The 14,887-nt window shown below is 59.2% G+C and carries 13 protein-coding genes and 1 pseudogene; 9 read left to right on the top strand and 5 right to left on the bottom strand.

The features are described from left to right. Positions 1-12: 12 nt before the first annotated feature. From ASB65_RS19630 to ASB65_RS19615, 4 genes are all read right to left on the bottom strand, one after another. Positions 13-795 (bottom strand): ABC transporter permease, encoded by a 783-nt coding sequence (locus tag ASB65_RS19630; RefSeq protein WP_004430656.1) that lies wholly within the window; start codon positions 793-795, stop codon positions 13-15. Then, entirely contained in the window at positions 792-1,676 is an 885-nt protein-coding gene (locus ASB65_RS19625) for an ABC transporter permease (protein ID WP_004430658.1), read from the bottom strand. Before ASB65_RS19625 ends, ASB65_RS19630 begins: the two co-directional genes overlap by 4 nt. A 102-nt stretch (positions 1,677-1,778) precedes the next feature. Beyond that, the gene (locus tag ASB65_RS19620; protein ID WP_060725117.1) at positions 1,779-2,885 is read right to left on the bottom strand and encodes an ABC transporter substrate-binding protein; all 1,107 of its coding nucleotides are present in this window, start codon (positions 2,883-2,885) and stop codon (positions 1,779-1,781) included. Between the two features lie 290 nt (positions 2,886-3,175). Next, positions 3,176-4,054, bottom strand: coding sequence for a MurR/RpiR family transcriptional regulator (locus ASB65_RS19615; protein WP_060725256.1), 879 nt, complete (start codon positions 4,052-4,054; stop codon positions 3,176-3,178). Positions 4,055-4,230: 176 nt separating this feature from the next. Here ASB65_RS19615 and ASB65_RS19610 point away from each other — a divergent pair, with 176 nt between their 5' ends. From ASB65_RS19610 to ASB65_RS19580, 6 genes and pseudogenes are all read left to right on the top strand, one after another. Further along, positions 4,231-5,004: an N-formylglutamate amidohydrolase gene (locus tag ASB65_RS19610; RefSeq protein ID WP_060725116.1), complete on the top strand. Its 774-nt coding sequence runs from the start codon at positions 4,231-4,233 to the stop codon at positions 5,002-5,004. Between the two features lie 213 nt (positions 5,005-5,217). Continuing rightward, positions 5,218-6,732 carry an amino acid permease gene (locus ASB65_RS19605; RefSeq protein WP_004430663.1) on the top strand — a complete coding sequence of 505 codons (1,515 nt, stop codon included), beginning with the start codon at positions 5,218-5,220 and terminating at the stop codon, positions 6,730-6,732. Between the two features lie 66 nt (positions 6,733-6,798). Then, the gene (locus tag ASB65_RS19600) at positions 6,799-8,166 is read left to right on the top strand and encodes a glutamine synthetase family protein (protein WP_004430664.1); all 1,368 of its coding nucleotides are present in this window, start codon (positions 6,799-6,801) and stop codon (positions 8,164-8,166) included. An 18-nt stretch (positions 8,167-8,184) separates the two neighbouring features. Next, complete coding sequence (locus tag ASB65_RS19595) at positions 8,185-9,573, top strand: aldehyde dehydrogenase family protein (protein WP_060725115.1); 1,389 nt, start codon at positions 8,185-8,187, stop codon at positions 9,571-9,573. Further along, a pseudogene (locus ASB65_RS19590) lies at positions 9,570-10,714 on the top strand (iron-containing alcohol dehydrogenase). The gene ASB65_RS19595 and the pseudogene ASB65_RS19590 overlap by 4 nt, the downstream one beginning before the upstream one ends. 273 nt (positions 10,715-10,987) lie before the next feature. Then, complete coding sequence (locus ASB65_RS19580) at positions 10,988-11,704, top strand: ParA family protein (RefSeq protein WP_060725113.1); 717 nt, start codon at positions 10,988-10,990, stop codon at positions 11,702-11,704. A gap of 71 nt (positions 11,705-11,775) precedes the next feature. On the opposite strand, the gene ASB65_RS19575 is transcribed toward ASB65_RS19580, so the two are convergent. Further along, complete coding sequence (locus tag ASB65_RS19575) at positions 11,776-12,294, bottom strand: Spy/CpxP family protein refolding chaperone (RefSeq protein WP_004430673.1); 519 nt, start codon at positions 12,292-12,294, stop codon at positions 11,776-11,778. A 58-nt stretch (positions 12,295-12,352) separates the two neighbouring features. Here ASB65_RS19575 and ASB65_RS19570 point away from each other — a divergent pair, with 58 nt between their 5' ends. From ASB65_RS19570 to ASB65_RS19560, 3 genes are read left to right on the top strand one after another with little or no spacing between them, the layout of a single operon-like run. Further along, a complete protein-coding gene (locus ASB65_RS19570; RefSeq protein ID WP_004430675.1) occupies positions 12,353-12,907 on the top strand; it encodes a Crp/Fnr family transcriptional regulator in 555 nt (184 codons plus the stop codon). A 37-nt stretch (positions 12,908-12,944) separates the two neighbouring features. Next, positions 12,945-13,592, top strand: a complete 648-nt coding sequence (locus ASB65_RS19565) for a TetR/AcrR family transcriptional regulator (RefSeq protein WP_060725112.1) — start codon at positions 12,945-12,947, stop codon at positions 13,590-13,592. Between the two features lie 47 nt (positions 13,593-13,639). Continuing rightward, a complete protein-coding gene (locus tag ASB65_RS19560) occupies positions 13,640-14,845 on the top strand; it encodes an MFS transporter (protein WP_004430678.1) in 1,206 nt (401 codons plus the stop codon). Positions 14,846-14,887 lie beyond the last annotated feature (42 nt).

Raw genomic sequence — 14,887 nt, 5'->3', positions numbered from 1 at the left:
AAAATCTTGTCCTCAGGCCTTGGGAGGCGCGCCCTTCTGGTAGCGTGAAACGAGTTGGATCAGACCCAGGCAACCCCAGGTGATGCCGAAGGAAATCACGGCAAGGGCCGCCGGTTCATAGGCGCGGTTGGCGCCGAGCAGCTGCATATAGGGGCCGAAGGCCGGGCGGTTCAAAAGGGCCGCCATGGTGAATTCACCGATGACGATGGCGAAGGTCAAGAACGCGCCCGAGAGCACGGCGACCAGAACATTGGGCAGGATGATGCGCGACAGGATCGTCGTCCAGCCCGCGCCAAGGCTTTGGGCTGCTTCCGTCAGCGTCGAGACGTCGATGGTTCTGAGACCGGTGTCGACGGCGCGGTACATATAGGGCAGGGCAAGCGTGGCATATCCGAACATCAGAAGAAGGTTTGTGCCGAAGGTCGTGCCGGTCAGCGGCAGCCAGCTCGAGGTGTTGTAGAGACGGATGTAACCGAACACGATGACGATGGCCGGGATAACCAGCGGCAGAAGAGTAATGAATTCGATATAGGGCCGCAGGCCCGGCAGTTTCAGCCGCACCCAATAGGCGGTGGGCACAACAAGCAGAACGCCGAAGACGATGGTGAACAGCGCCATCACGACGGAATAGCTGAAGGTCTCCTGAAAACGCGGATCGGTAAGCACCTTTGCATAAGCGTCGAAGGAATATTCGCCGCGCCGCATTTTCAGCGAGAAGTTGGTCATGCCGATCAGCGGCAGGGCGAAATAGAGCAGGCCGAAAATCAGCGCGCCCCAGGCGAAGAAACGCTTCATTTCAGCCACCTTTCGCTGCGGGCGCGAAGCCAGATATAAAGTGCATTGGCGATGCCTGTGACGACGATCATGCCGAAGGCAAGCGCATAACCGAGATGCGGATTGCCGAGAACGTCGCCACGGATCTGCGCGAAAAGCAGGATCGGAACGATATTGAGCGAGGAACCGGTGAGCGCGATCGCGGTTGCCACCGCGCCGAAGGCGTTGGCAAACAGCAGCGACATGGTGCCAAGCAACGACGGCAAAAGGATGGGGAAGGCAACCATGCGCCAATATTGCAGGCCGGTTGCACCGAGAATTTCCGCCGCTTCGCGCCATTCGCGCTTCAGGCCATCAAGTGCCGGCGTGATGATGAGGATCATCAGCGGTATCTGGAAGAACAGATAGGTGACGGTGAGGCCCCAGAAAGACAGGATGTTGAAGCCCAAAAGCCTGAGATCAACGCCGACCTGCGTCTTCAGAAAAACGGTAAGCAGGCCGACCGGACCGAGCGTGGCGATGAAGGCAAAGGCGAGCGGCACGCCGGCAAATTGCGAAGCGACGCCGGAAAAGGTGAGAAGCGGGCCGCGGATGCGCTGCGGCAGGCCACCCAGCACCACGGCTGCGGCCACGGCAAAGCCGATCAGGCAGCCGAGCGCTGCCGAGGCAAGGCTGATCTTGATCGAAATCCAGTAAGCGGCAAGGATCGATGAGGTGAAAAGCCCGGCAATGTTTTCCAGCGTGAAGCTGCCATCCGTCTGCTGAAACGCGCCGATGACGATCTTCATCGTCGGCAGGATCAGAAACAGCAGAACAAAAACGGCAAAAGGTACGATCCCTATCCAGTGAAGAGGCAGTTTCCTGCCCGCATCGGATGGTCCGCCGGTGTTGGTCGATGACATGCCTTGTCCCCAAACGCCGCTTTCAAAACGGTCTGTCTATTAAGGTATTCATTATAAAAGAAGCACCCCGGCTTTGATCGGCCGGGGTGCTTTTTCAACAGTTTACTTCACGTTCGCGCCGACGACTTTGTCCCAGCCGCCTGTGACGGCAGCCTTGTTGGCGTCCACTTCCTCGAGCGTCGGGAAGATCGCCTTTTCATAGGCTGCTGCCGGCGGCAGGCTGTCGATCAGTTCCTGCGGAACCTTGCCGGCCTTGACCATGGCGTTGAAGCGGATCGGGTGGCAATAGCCCTTCAGCCAGCCAAGCTGACCGTCGTCGGAGTAGAGATGCTCCATCCAGAGCTTTGCAGCGTTCGGATGCGGTGCGTAGGCGGAAATGCCCTGAACGTACACGCCGGCGAGAACGCCCTTCTCAGGAACGACAACTTCCGTCGGCGGGTTGTCGTTCAGCGTCTTCTTCCAGGAAAGGGCGTTATAGTCCCAGGCGATGATGATCGGGGTCGCACCCTGGGCCAGCGTGCCGGCCTTGCCGATGACCGGAAGGAAGTTGCCCGCCTTGTTGAGGTCGGCGAAATACTTCAGGCCGGCTTCACCGGCTTCCTTGCCGGACTTCGCACCGGTGGAAAGACCGGCGGCGAGAACGCCGAGGATCGCCTGGTTGGAGGCGCGCGGATCGCCGGCAAGCGCTACCTGACCGGAATATTCCGGCTTCTGCAGGTCGGCCCAGTCCTTCGGCGTGTTCTTGACGAGGTCCTTGTTCACGAACATCGACATGACGCCGTAATAGTCGCCGTACCAGTAACCTTCCGGATCCTTCACATTGTCAGGAATTTCGTCCCAGGTGGAGACCTTGTAAGGCTGCAGCAGGCCTTCGGCCTTCATCTGCGGGCCGAAGGCGAGACCGACGTCAACGACGTCAGGAGCCTGCGGGCCCTTGTTGTCCTTGTTCGCCTTGATGGCTTCGACTTCATCGGCGGAGCCGGCGTCGGGATTCAGCTCGTTGACGGTGATTTCCGGGTATTTTGCCTTGAAAGCGGCAATCACGTCGCCGTAACCACACCAGTCGTGCGGCAGCGCGACGGTGGTCAACATGCCTTCCTTCTTGGCGGCGGCGATCAGTTCGGCGCTCGGTTCAGCGGCGGCAATCGCGGTGGAGGCAATGACCAGCGCGGTGGTCGTAGCAAGCAGTCGGCGGCAGGGAGAGATCACTTTTTTCTCCTCTTCGTGTTCTCATATTGCGGACGCTGATACGGATTCTCGATGAAGCTAATGTGACGGCCAGATTACAAATTATTTATCCGGATTCCGCCACTTTACACTCGTTTTCCGCCATTATCAGGATTGTATGCCTGTAATTGCGGGAGTTGCCCGTTGTCGTCCGTTAGACCAGATGCGTTCCCCAGCTTGGTGTTTTCCCCTGTTTTATCGTGCTGGTGGCGATGACAGGTATCCAATCAGCGTGCGGCATCCGCGTCAAGTCGTATGCCGGCTATGCAAATTCATGTTCTTTCCGGCCTGCGGAACAGCCGTGTCTGTTCAAACAGGCCTTCCAGCGCGTTCATGCGTTCCTTGGTTTCATCCCAGGTGCCGCTCTGCACCGCCTCGATCAGGGCTTCGACCACGAACAGGGTGACAACGGAGGAATCCCATGCCGAGGGAGCCTCGATCCTGACGCGGAAAATGTGCAGCGCATGGCGCGCCACCGGCGATGTCCATTGATCGGTGAAGAGGATGATCTGCACGCCGTTGGCCTTGGCCACCTCGGCGAGCGTCGTCATGTCGTGCTCGTAGCGTCGGATGTCGAATATGACGAGCACGTCGCCGGCGCTCATATTCAGCATATATTGCGGCCAGGCGCTGGAATTGGACGACATCAGCGTCGTCTTCGGGCGGATCACCTGCATATGGGTGAAGAAATATTCGGCAATCGCGCCGGTGATGCGCCCACCCACGAAATAGATGCTGCGCTTGCGGTCGGAAAGCAGCGCGGCGGCATTGTCGAAGACGGCGGTGTCGAGATCGCTCAGCGTATCGCGCAGATTGCCGGTAATGGCGTCGGCGAAGCGGTTGAGAATGTGCAGGCCGGGCGCATTGGTGGCCCAGCGGTCGTGTTTGGCGACGGGTCCGGAGATCGTTGCTTCCAGTTCCTGATGCAGATGCGCCTGAAATTCCGGATAGCCCTTATAACCGAGTTTCTGCACCATGCGCGCCACCGTTGGCGTCGAAACGCCGGCATTTTCCGCGATCGTGGTGATGCTGCCGAGGCCGGAGACGGGGTAGTTGCCGAGCAGGCTTTCCGCCAGCTGTTTTTCCGAACGGGTCAGCGCGCCGTAATGGGCATGGATGACATCCGACACGGTCGCCGTCGTGCTGCGCAAATTTTTCCCCTTTCCGGTCTTCTGCCGGTGCATGGCTAAAATAAACATCTGTGCCAGCTATCGAGTCAATGGGGAAAATGAAGAGAAAATTTCAAAATTCCATTTGACACTCGCAATAATGTGAAGAATTCTTTTCGTCATTGGCGGAACACGGGGTTTCCGGGTGGGGTTCGTGCATGACGGTGCGTTCACGGTTTTTCACAGAAGCGGAAGGGCAGGCCGTCGGCGTTGAGAATGCGGCGGCGAAAGGCGATGTCCTTCTCGTCTGCGAGCATGCCTCCGCCACCATCCCGCAGAAATACGGCACGTTGGGGCTTTCGCCGGGGGTGCTTTCGAGCCATGCGGCCTGGGATCCGGGCGCTCTCGCCGCTGCCCGGCTGCTTTCTGAAAAATTTGACGCCACGCTCGTCTACCAGCGGTTTTCGCGTCTCGTTTATGATTGTAACCGGCCGCCCGAATCGCCTTCCGCCATGCCGGTGAAAAGCGAGATTTACGATATTCCCGGCAATTTCGAGCTCAGCGAAGCGGAGCGGTTCGCCCGCACCTCAGCGCTTTATGTGCCGTTTCATGATCGGGTGAGCGAGATCATCGCTAAGCGGCAGGCGGATGGCCGCAAGGCGGTTGTGGTAACCATTCACAGTTTCACGCCCGTTTATCACGGCCGGTTCCGCGAGGTTGAGATCGGCATCCTGCACGATAGCGACAGCCGCCTGGCGGATGCGATGCTGGCGGGCGCCGAAGGATCTTCGCTCAGGGTCAATCGCAATGATCCTTATGGCCCGGAAGACGGTGTGACGCATACGCTACGGCTGCATGCGCTGCCGGACGGGCTTTTGAACGTCATGATCGAAATCCGCAACGATCTCATCGCCAATGAAGGAGATCAGGCGGCCATTGCCGGTTTTCTCCATGAGCTCATGGAGAAGGCGCTCTCATCGATTGACGGGTGAGGGAGCAAGGGCTGGCCGATGGTGAAAGCACCGGGGCCGGCCATTGAGACGAGACTGCCGCCATTCAATAAAGCCGGAAAGGCGCGAAGCGGCAAGGGAACAGCAAGTGCGTGCGGCAGAGCGAGGGAAGCACCCGCGTGAAGCCGGAAACTGGGGCACAATCGGCCAATAACGGCTGACTGGCTTGTTTTTTTCTTATCAGGAGAGAAGGGCATGGACAGTTCATCATCAGGCGTCAGCTACAAGAAGGCTGATGCATCCTATTTCGAAAAACGCGGACTATCCCGTTATGCGGGCGTGTGGTCGCTGTGGTCACTCGGCGTCGGCGCGGTCATATCCGGGCATTTTTCCGGATGGAATTTCGGCTTTTCCACCGGCGGCTGGGGCGGCATGCTGGTGGCGGGCATCATCATCGCCATCATGTATCTCGGGCTGACATTTTCGATCGCGGAAATGAGCCCGGCCTTGCCGCATACGGGTGCGGCCTATTCCTTTGCCCGCACGGCCATGGGTCCATGGGGCGGGTTCATCACCGGACTTTGCGAGAATGTCGAATATGTGCTGACGCCGGCGGTCGTCGTCACCTTCATCACGGCCTATGTGAACTCCATTCTCGGCCTTGATCCGGCCTATTCACCCTTCGTGTGGATAGCGTTCTATCTGATCTTTCTTGCGCTCAATGTCTTCGGACTTGAGCTTTCCTTCAAGGTCACACTTGTTATCACACTGATTTCGCTCGCCGTTCTGGTGTTCTTCTGGATCAGCGCCATTCCCAATATCGATTTTTCGCGTTTCGCGCTCAATATCGGTGTCGGACCTGATGGCAAGGCGGTGGAGCTGCCGGAAGGTGGCGGTTCCTTCTTCCCCTTCGGTTTCTCGGGCGTTCTCGCCACGCTGCCTTTCGCGGTCTGGCTGTTCCTCGCCATCGAGCAGCTGCCGCTGGCGGCTGAAGAATCAGTCGATCCCAAACGAGACATGCCCAAGGGCATCATTCTCGGCATGGTGACGCTGATGGTCTCGGCCTTCATGATCGTGCTGCTCAACCCATCCCTGCCGGGCGTTGGCGCCTTCCATCTCAGCTCCTCGCTCGAGCCGCTGCTTGATGGCTTCAAGGCGATCTACGGCGATGGCGGCGTGGTGGTGCTGGGTCTTGTTGCCTTGACCGGCCTGATCGCCAGCTTCCATACGATCCTTTATGCGCAGGGCCGGCAGATCTATTCGCTGTCGCGTGCGGGTTATTTCCCGACCGTGCTGTCGATCACCCACTCGAAATACCGCACACCCTATGTCGCCAATATCTCCGGCGCGATTGTCGGCCTCGCTGTCATGCTTGTCATCTGGTTCTCGCTGGGTGCGGAACAGGGCGGCAGCATCATCGGCAGCGTGCTTTTGAACATGGCAGTGTTCGGCGCCATGTTCTCCTACATCATGCAGGCGATTTCCTTCATTCTGCTGCGGAAGAACCTGCCGCATATCGAGCGGCCGTTCCGCTCGCCCTTCGGCATTCCGGGCGCGGTGCTGACTGTTATCATCGCCATCGTCACGCTGCTTTACCAGATCCAAGATCCAAACTTCACCAAGGGCGTGCTCTGGGTCGCCGTCTGGTTTGCCGTGGCGATCGCCTATTTTGCCTTTGTCGGACGCCATCGCCTCATCCTGTCGCCGGAAGAGGAATTCGCGATGGAGCACAAGCAGGCTGCGGTTACCGCAGCGGCTGCAAAGGCCTGATGCACAAACAAACGGGCGGCCGCATCCCGGCCGCCCGGTCGCCACAATAAAAGGGAACGGACAAAAATGACGAGCTACACATTCGACGCGCTTAAAATGGATGTCGCCGAGGGGCGCATCGACACGGTTCTGGCCTGCCTTGTCGACATGCAGGGGCGTCTGATGGGCAAGCGGTTCCAGGCGGAGTTCTTCGTCGAAAGCGCCTTTGAGGAAACCCATAGCTGCAACTATGTGCTTGCCACCGACATGGAGATGGAAACCGTTCCCGGTTACAAATCCTCAAGCTGGGAAAAGGGATACGGCGATTATGTGCTGAAGCCCGATCTTTCGACGCTGAGGCGTGTGCCCTGGCTGGAAGGCACGGCGCTGGTGCTGTGCGACGTGCTTGACCATCACACCCATGAGGAAGTGCCGCATTCGCCGCGCGCGCTTCTCAAAAAGCAGGTGGCGCGGCTGGAGGCCATGGGGCTGAAAGCCTATATGGCGACCGAGCTGGAGTTCTTCCTGTTCGACCAGACCTTCGATGCGGCGCGTGCCAACGGCTACAAGGGGCTGAACCTCGCCAGCGGTTATAATGAAGACTATCATATCTTCCAGACGACCAAGGAAGAGGACGTCATGCGGGCGCTGCGCAAGGGCCTGCAGGGTGCGGGTATTCCGGTCGAAAATTCCAAGGGTGAGGCATCCGCCGGCCAGGCGGAAATCAACGTTCGTTACGCCGATGCGCTGACCATGGCCGACCGGCACGCCATCATCAAGAACGCCACCAAGGAGATCGCCTGGTCGAAGGGCAAGGCTGTGACCTTCCTTGCGAAGTGGAACTACAATGCCGCCGGCAGTTCCTCGCATATTCATCAGTCGCTGTGGAGCGTCGACGGCAAGACGCCTGCTTTCCTCGACAAGGACGCCAAGCACGGCATGTCGGAGCTGATGCGGCATTATGTTGCCGGGCTTCTCGCTCATGCCAGCGAGATCACCTATTTTCTCGCCCCCTATATCAATTCCTACAAGCGGTTCATGGCTGGCACGTTTGCGCCCACCAAGGCGATCTGGAGCCTCGACAACCGCACGGCGGGATATCGCCTCTGCGGCGAAGGCACCAAGGGCATCCGCATCGAATGCCGCGTCGGCGGCTCCGATCTCAATCCCTATCTCGCCATGGCGGCTTTGCTTGCGGCAGGCATTGACGGCATCGAAAATAAACTCGAACTTGAGCCCGCTTTTGTCGGCGACGCCTATGGCGGCAAGGACGTGCGCGAGATACCCAAGACCCTGCGTGACGCCACCGCCTTTCTGGACGGATCGAAAATGCTGCGAAAGGCCTTCGGCGACGACGTGATCGACCATTATGTCCATGCCGGACGGTGGGAACAGGAAGAATACGACCGCCGCGTGACCGACTGGGAAGTGGCGCGCGGTTTCGAACGAGCCTAATCATTACGGGAAAACATCATGACCATGATCCAGAATATCTCGCCCATCGACGGCTCGGTTTATGCCGAACGGGAGGCGATGTCGCTGGAAGCGGCGCGCGCCGCCGTTTCGAAAGCGCGCAAGGCGCAAAAGGACTGGGCGCGACGTCCGCTTGAGGACCGCGTTCAGCTGGTTCTGAAGGGTGTTGCGCGCCTCAATGAAATGGTGGCGGAAGTCGTGCCGGAACTGGCGCATATGATGGGCCGTCCGGTTCGTTATGGCGGCGAGTTCAAGGGTTTCAACGAGCGCTCCAACTATGTCGCTTCCATCGCGGCAGATGCACTGGCACCGCTCGTCATCGAGGAGAGCGGCAATTTCGAACGCCGCATCGAGCGTGAGGCGCATGGCGTGGTCTTCGTCATCGCCCCGTGGAACTACCCCTACATGACGGCGATCAACACCGTCGCGCCCGCCCTGATGGCCGGCAATACGGTTGTTATCAAGCACGCGGCGCAGACGCTTCTGGTCGGCGAGCGCATGGTGCGGGCTTTCGTCGAGGCTGGTGTACCGGAAGATGTCTTCATCAACGTCTTCCTCGATCATGCCACGACCTCGGCGCTGATTTCCGAGGGCCTGTTCAATTTCGTCAACTTCACCGGTTCGGTGGAAGGCGGCCGGGCCATCGAGCGCGCCGCTGCCGGCACCTTCACCGGTCTCGGGCTTGAACTCGGCGGCAAGGACCCCGGCTATGTGATGGAGGATGCTGATCTCGACGCTGCCGTCGATACGCTGATGGATGGCGCGACCTATAACTCCGGGCAATGCTGCTGCGGCATCGAGCGTATCTACGTCAACGAAAACCTCTATGACGCATTCGTCGAGAAGTCCGTGGCGTGGGTGTCCAACTACAAGCTCGGCAATCCGCTGGAACAGGAAACGACACTCGGGCCGATGGCCAACAAGCGTTTCGCCAAGGTGGTGCGCGCACAGATCGCTGATGCCGTCTCAAAGGGCGCCAAGGCTTTGGTCGATCCCAAGCTTTTCCCTGCCGATGACGGCGAGAGCGCTTACGTCGCTCCGCAAGTGCTCGTCAATGTCGATCATTCCATGGAGTTCATGACCGAAGAAACCTTCGGCCCCGCTCTTGGCATCATGAAGGTGAAGAACGACGACGAGGCCATCGCCCTGATGAATGACAGCAAATATGGCCTCACCGCCTCGCTCTGGACGCAGGATGCAGCGCGTGCCGGGCGTATCGGCCGTGAGATCGAAACCGGCACCGTGTTCATGAACCGTGCGGATTATCTCGATCCCGCGCTCTGCTGGACAGGTGTGAAGGAAACGGGCCGTGGCGGCTCGCTCTCCGTTCTCGGTTTCCAGAACCTGACCCGACCGAAATCCTACCATCTGAAGAAAGTCACGAAATGAATATCGTCGCCAACTGGAGCTATCCCACCGCCGTCAAGCTTGGCCGTGGCCGGATCAAGGAACTGGCGGAAGCCTGCAAGACGCTCGGCATCAAGAAGCCGCTTCTCGTCACGGATCGCGGCCTTGCCAATATGGCGATTACCGCGCATGCGCTCGATGTACTGGAAGAGGCTGGGCTCGGCCGGGCGATCTTCGCCGACGTCGATCCGAACCCCAACGAAATCAACATGGAAGCCGGCGTAAAAGCCTATCGCGATGGCGGCCATGACGGCGTCGTCGCCTTCGGCGGGGTTCCGGCCCCGATCTTGGCAAGACCATCGCATTCATGGCCGGGCAGACGCGCCCGGTCCGGGATTTCGAGGAGATCGGTGACTGGTGGACGCGGGCGGACGCCTCGAAGATTGCGCCCATCGTCGCGGTTCCGACGACGGCGGGCACCGGTTCGGAAGTCGGCCGCGCCAGCGTCATCACCAATTCGCAGACCCATGTGAAGAAGATCATCTTCCATCCTAAGCTTTTGCCCGGCGTCGTCATCTGCGATCCGGAACTGACTGTCGGCATGCCGAAGGTCATCACGGCAGGCACGGGCATGGACGCCTTTGCCCATTGCCTCGAAGCCTATTCGTCGCCGTTCTTCCATCCGATGAGCGCCGGCGTTGCGCTTGAAGGCCTGCGTCTGGTCAAGGAATTTCTGCCGCGCGCCTATAAGGACGGCACGGATATCGAAGCACGCACCAATATGATGGCGGCGGCAGCGATGGGGGCGGTTGCCTTCCAGAAGGGACTTGGCGCCATTCACTCGCTCTCGCATCCGATCGGTGCGGTCTACAACACCCATCACGGCATGACCAATGCTGTTGTCATGCCTGCGGTGCTGTGCTTCAATCGCCCGGCCATCGAAGACAAGATTGCCCGCGCGGCTGCCTATCTCGGCATTTCCGGCGGTTTCGATGGGTTCTATGACTATGTGCTGGAGCTTCGCAAGGAACTCGGCGTGCCTGATAACCTGACCGCCATGGGCATCAAGCCTGATCGCATCGATGAGCTGGCGGCGGAAGCGATCAAGGATCCGAGCTGCGGCGGCAATCCGGTGCCGATGACGCTGGAGAATACCAGGAAACTGTTCGAGGACTGCTTTTAGGGATAGCCTTTATTCGTCAGGCTTGTGAGAGCTCGAGAGGCTTCTCCCCAGCGGGGAGAGGAAATATGCCGCGCCTTCACGCCGTGCGATGTAAGCCCGAAGAGGACGCTGCCAATTATCGACAGCCCGCGATACTCCATCGCGGGCTTTTCGTTGCGCGGCATAACCGTTCTTAGCCTTTTATTAACCCTGTTCGTTAAGATTACGGAAAGCACCATGAATTGCTTCGGTGCGTGAATGAGCATGAAACGGCTCTGATCAATCGGGAATATCATGCCTGTCATTACTTTTGCCAACACCAAGGGCGGCGCGGGAAAAACCACCGCCGTACTGCTTCTGGCAACCGAACTTGCCCGCAGCGGCCACCGTGTGACGGTGCTGGATGCCGATCCGCAATTGTGGATTTCCCGCTGGCACGAATTATCAGGCGACATCGAAAATCTCTCGGTGATTTCGCATGTGACGATGGCCTCGCTCGAGGGCCATATTCGCGAAAACAAGGCCAACACTGACTGTTTCATTATCGACCTGCCGGGCGCGAAAAACCCGCTTCTGACCATGGCGCTCGGTATTTCCGACCATGTGCTGATCCCGGTACAGGGCTCAGCCATGGATGCGCGCGGCGCTGCCGAGGTTCTCGATCATATCGAATTCCTGAACCGCAAGATGGGCAAGGCGATCGCCCATTCCATCGTGCTGACGCGGGTCAATGCCATGGTGGCGACACGCTCCCTGCTTCTCGTCAAGATGCTGCTCGCGGAAAAGAACGTATCGGTTCTGAATACGCCGATTGTCGAGAGAGCGGCCTATCGCGATATTTTCGATTATGGCGGCACGCTTCTCTGTCTCGACAAGGACAAGGTCAGCAATATCGACAAGGCCGTGGAGAACGCGAAAGCCTTCGCGACTGAGGTCGTCGACCTTCTGCCGCAATGGCTTCTGCGGCTCGGCACGCAACCTGCGCGCCTCTTCGCCCGCAAAGCCGCCTGAGAGCCGGAGCTGCCGTAAACGCAGGGACGGTTCCGTCCGCCTGCTTAAGGCCAGAGGACATCTCCGGCTCGTCAAGGCGCATAGCCGCGCAGCTTGTTGTAACGTGCGATCTGTTCCTTGGTCAGCAGCTTCACCGTTTCGAGATGAGCGGCAAGGTGGATGTATCTCAGCCTGGCGCGGCTTTCTTCAATACGGTCGAGCTGCGCGCGCAGTTGATCCGCATCGATTGCGCCGTTACGGAAGCTCGCATCCAGCGCCGCTTCGCCGGCGATCATTTGCCTGCCTTCTGTCGCGGCATCTTTTCGCATGGTTTGAAACAGCTGCTCGACGGCGGTGTTCTGCTCCACCGTCAGCGCCAGTTCGGTCGCCATCTTTCCGACATGTGAGGGACCCGGCATGCCGTTGAGATCGGCGGCCTTCGCAAAGCCCCATCCGCCTCCCTGTTCCAGTTCGGCCATATCCTCGGCCGACAGGCTTTTGATGGTTCGGCTCTGCTGGCCCGCATAGGGAGACTGGTGGCGATGCTGCTCTTCCGCCATGGCGGAGAGGGGGATAAGGGCGGTGAGGAATACAGGAACCGTGAATTTCATGGGTGCTGTCCGAGCTGTTGCGATCCCCTGAGCTTGCCAGCCGGCCGGTTTGCCGGACATGATAGAAATCATGTCGAGTTCGATTTTTGACCAGCTTCGCCCGAGGGCGTCCATCTCCAGATCCTTTGAAAAAGGTGAATACCTTTTTCATCAGGGCGACCCCATTCACATGCTGGCGCTGGTCGCCGAGGGTTACGTCCACCTGATGCGGTTTCAGGCGGATGGACATAGTGCGGTGTTGCAGCGCGCGGGGCCCCTGGCGATTCTTGCCCAAGCCTCGGTCTTCTCGCAGCAATATCACTGCGACGCCATTGCGATGACGGCAGGGCGCGCATTGTTCGTGCCAATCGGCACGCTGCGGCAATTGCTTGAACGCGAGCCAGCATTCGCGCTGGAATGGATAAGCCATATTTCCGGCGAGCTGAAAAATGTCAGAACGCGTGCGGAAATATTGGCGCTGCGCTCGGTCAGTGCGCGGCTCGATGCATGGATCACCGTCAACGAAGGCAGGCTTCCGCCCAAGGGTCAATGGAAGGGCCTCGCAGCTGAAATAGGCGTTTCTGCCGAGGCGTTGTATCGGGAAATAGCGAGACGCCCGGCTTCATCCGACTAACCGGGCGCAGGCGACAAATTATCTGCTTGATTTGGAAATGATCGTTTCCTATATTGCGGCCATGACCAATATCGCCCAACCCAATTCTCAGGAACAGCGCCATCGCGGCAGGCCACGCGAGTTCGATCTCGATCATGCGCTTGATGGCGCGATCGGTGTCTTTTCCAGACGCGGTTACCACGCCACCTCCGTTGGCGATCTCACCGATGCGATGGAACTGGCGCAGGGCAGTCTTTACAAGGCCTTCAAGGACAAGAAGGCCGTGTTCATCGCCACGATGGAGCGCTACAGGATCGTACAGACCGAGCGTTTCGAGGCAGCGGTGGCCGGTTTCGATACCGGTTACGAGCGTCTTAGGGCAGGCCTGATGTTCTATGCTGAACGGTCGCATGGCGGTGTCGGTTCTGATGGATGTCTGGTGGTTGGTGCTGCTGCCGATCTGGCGGCCCTGGACGACGACATTGCAGTTGTGGTCGAGCGGGCCGTGAAGGCGAGAGAGCGCATTGTCGCCCGTCTCGTTGCCGACGGGCAGAAGGATGGTTCCGTGCGTTCAAAGGCTGATCCCGATGATCTCGCCCGGGCGATGTTGTGCATGATGTACGGCATGCGCGTGGTGGGAAAGACGGGGCGCAGCCTCAAAGACATGGTGGCCGTGGTGGATATCGCCATGAAGCTTGCCGATTGATTTTTGTGATTATTTAGGAAACGATTGTTTCCATATTGGAGAAAATGATGACGACGCGTGTAATTGAAGGGGATGATGTTGAGGCAACATCCATTTCCCCGGCTTTGACTTTCTTGCTGGCGACAGCCTGCGGACTGATTGCCGCCAACCTTTATTATGGCCAGCCGCTTGCCGGCATTATCGGGGCGGAACTTGGTCTTTCCGCCGGCGCTACCGGCCTTATCGTAACCCTGACTCAGATCGGTTACGGTATCGGTCTGCTGTTTGTCGTGCCACTTGGCGATCTCGTTGAAAACCGCAAGCTGGTCGTCAGTTCCGTCGCGATGGCGGTGCTTTCCCTTGTGGGAGCGGCATTCGCGCCGCATGCGGCCCCGTTTCTGATTGCGGCCTTTCTCGTCGGCGTCAGTTCGGTCGCGGTACAGGTCATCGTTCCCTATGCCGCCCATATGGCGCCGCACGCCATTCGCGGCAGGGTCGTCGGCAATGTCATGAGCGGGCTGATGGCCGGCATCATGCTGGCGCGGCCGGTATCCAGCCTCCTGTCGGAAGTGGTGTCATGGCGCGGTGTTTTTCTGACATCTGCGGCAGTCATGGCGCTTCTTGCCGTGGTGCTTTTCCGGCTTCTGCCCACCCGCATGCCCGATGCGCGGCTGAGCTATGGGGCCTTGATGGCCTCGATGGGCCGGCTGGCGCTTCACACGCCGATCCTGCGGCGGCGGGCGATCTATCATGCCTTCCTGTTTGCGGCTTTCAGCCTGTTCTGGACCACGACGCCGCTTTATCTGAGCGGACCGCATTTTAATCTGAGCCAGGGTGAGATTGCGCTCTTTGCACTGGCCGGTGCGGCCGGCACCGTGGCCGCGCCAATCGCCGGGCGGATGGCCGATCGCGGCTGGACGCGTGCGGCCACCTTCTTTGCACTGGTGGCGGTGGCGCTCTCCTTCGCCGTCACCCATCTGGCGCCTGAAGGCTCACATCTGGCGCTCGCCATTCTGGTCGTCGCTGCCATCGTTCTGGATTTCGGCGTCACCACCAATCTGGTGCTCGGCCAGCGGGCGATCTTTACGCTCGGAGCGGAATTCCGCAGCCGCCTGAACGGCATCTACATGGCGACGTTCTTCATGGGCGGTGCGATCGGTTCCGCCGTGGGCGGCTGGGCCTATGCTGTCGGCGAATGGCAGGCCGCCTCGTGGATCGGCTTCGCCTTGCCGGTGGCGGCCCTTCTATATTTCCTGACGGAAAAGCGCGACTGAAACTCCATCAACGAAAAAAGCCCGGCGGACCAAACCGCCGGG

The sequence above is a fragment of the Agrobacterium tumefaciens str. B6 genome, assembly GCF_001541315.1.
Taxonomy (GTDB): Bacteria; Pseudomonadota; Alphaproteobacteria; order Rhizobiales; family Rhizobiaceae; genus Agrobacterium; species Agrobacterium radiobacter.
This window is presented reverse-complemented; position numbering and strand designations above follow the sequence as displayed.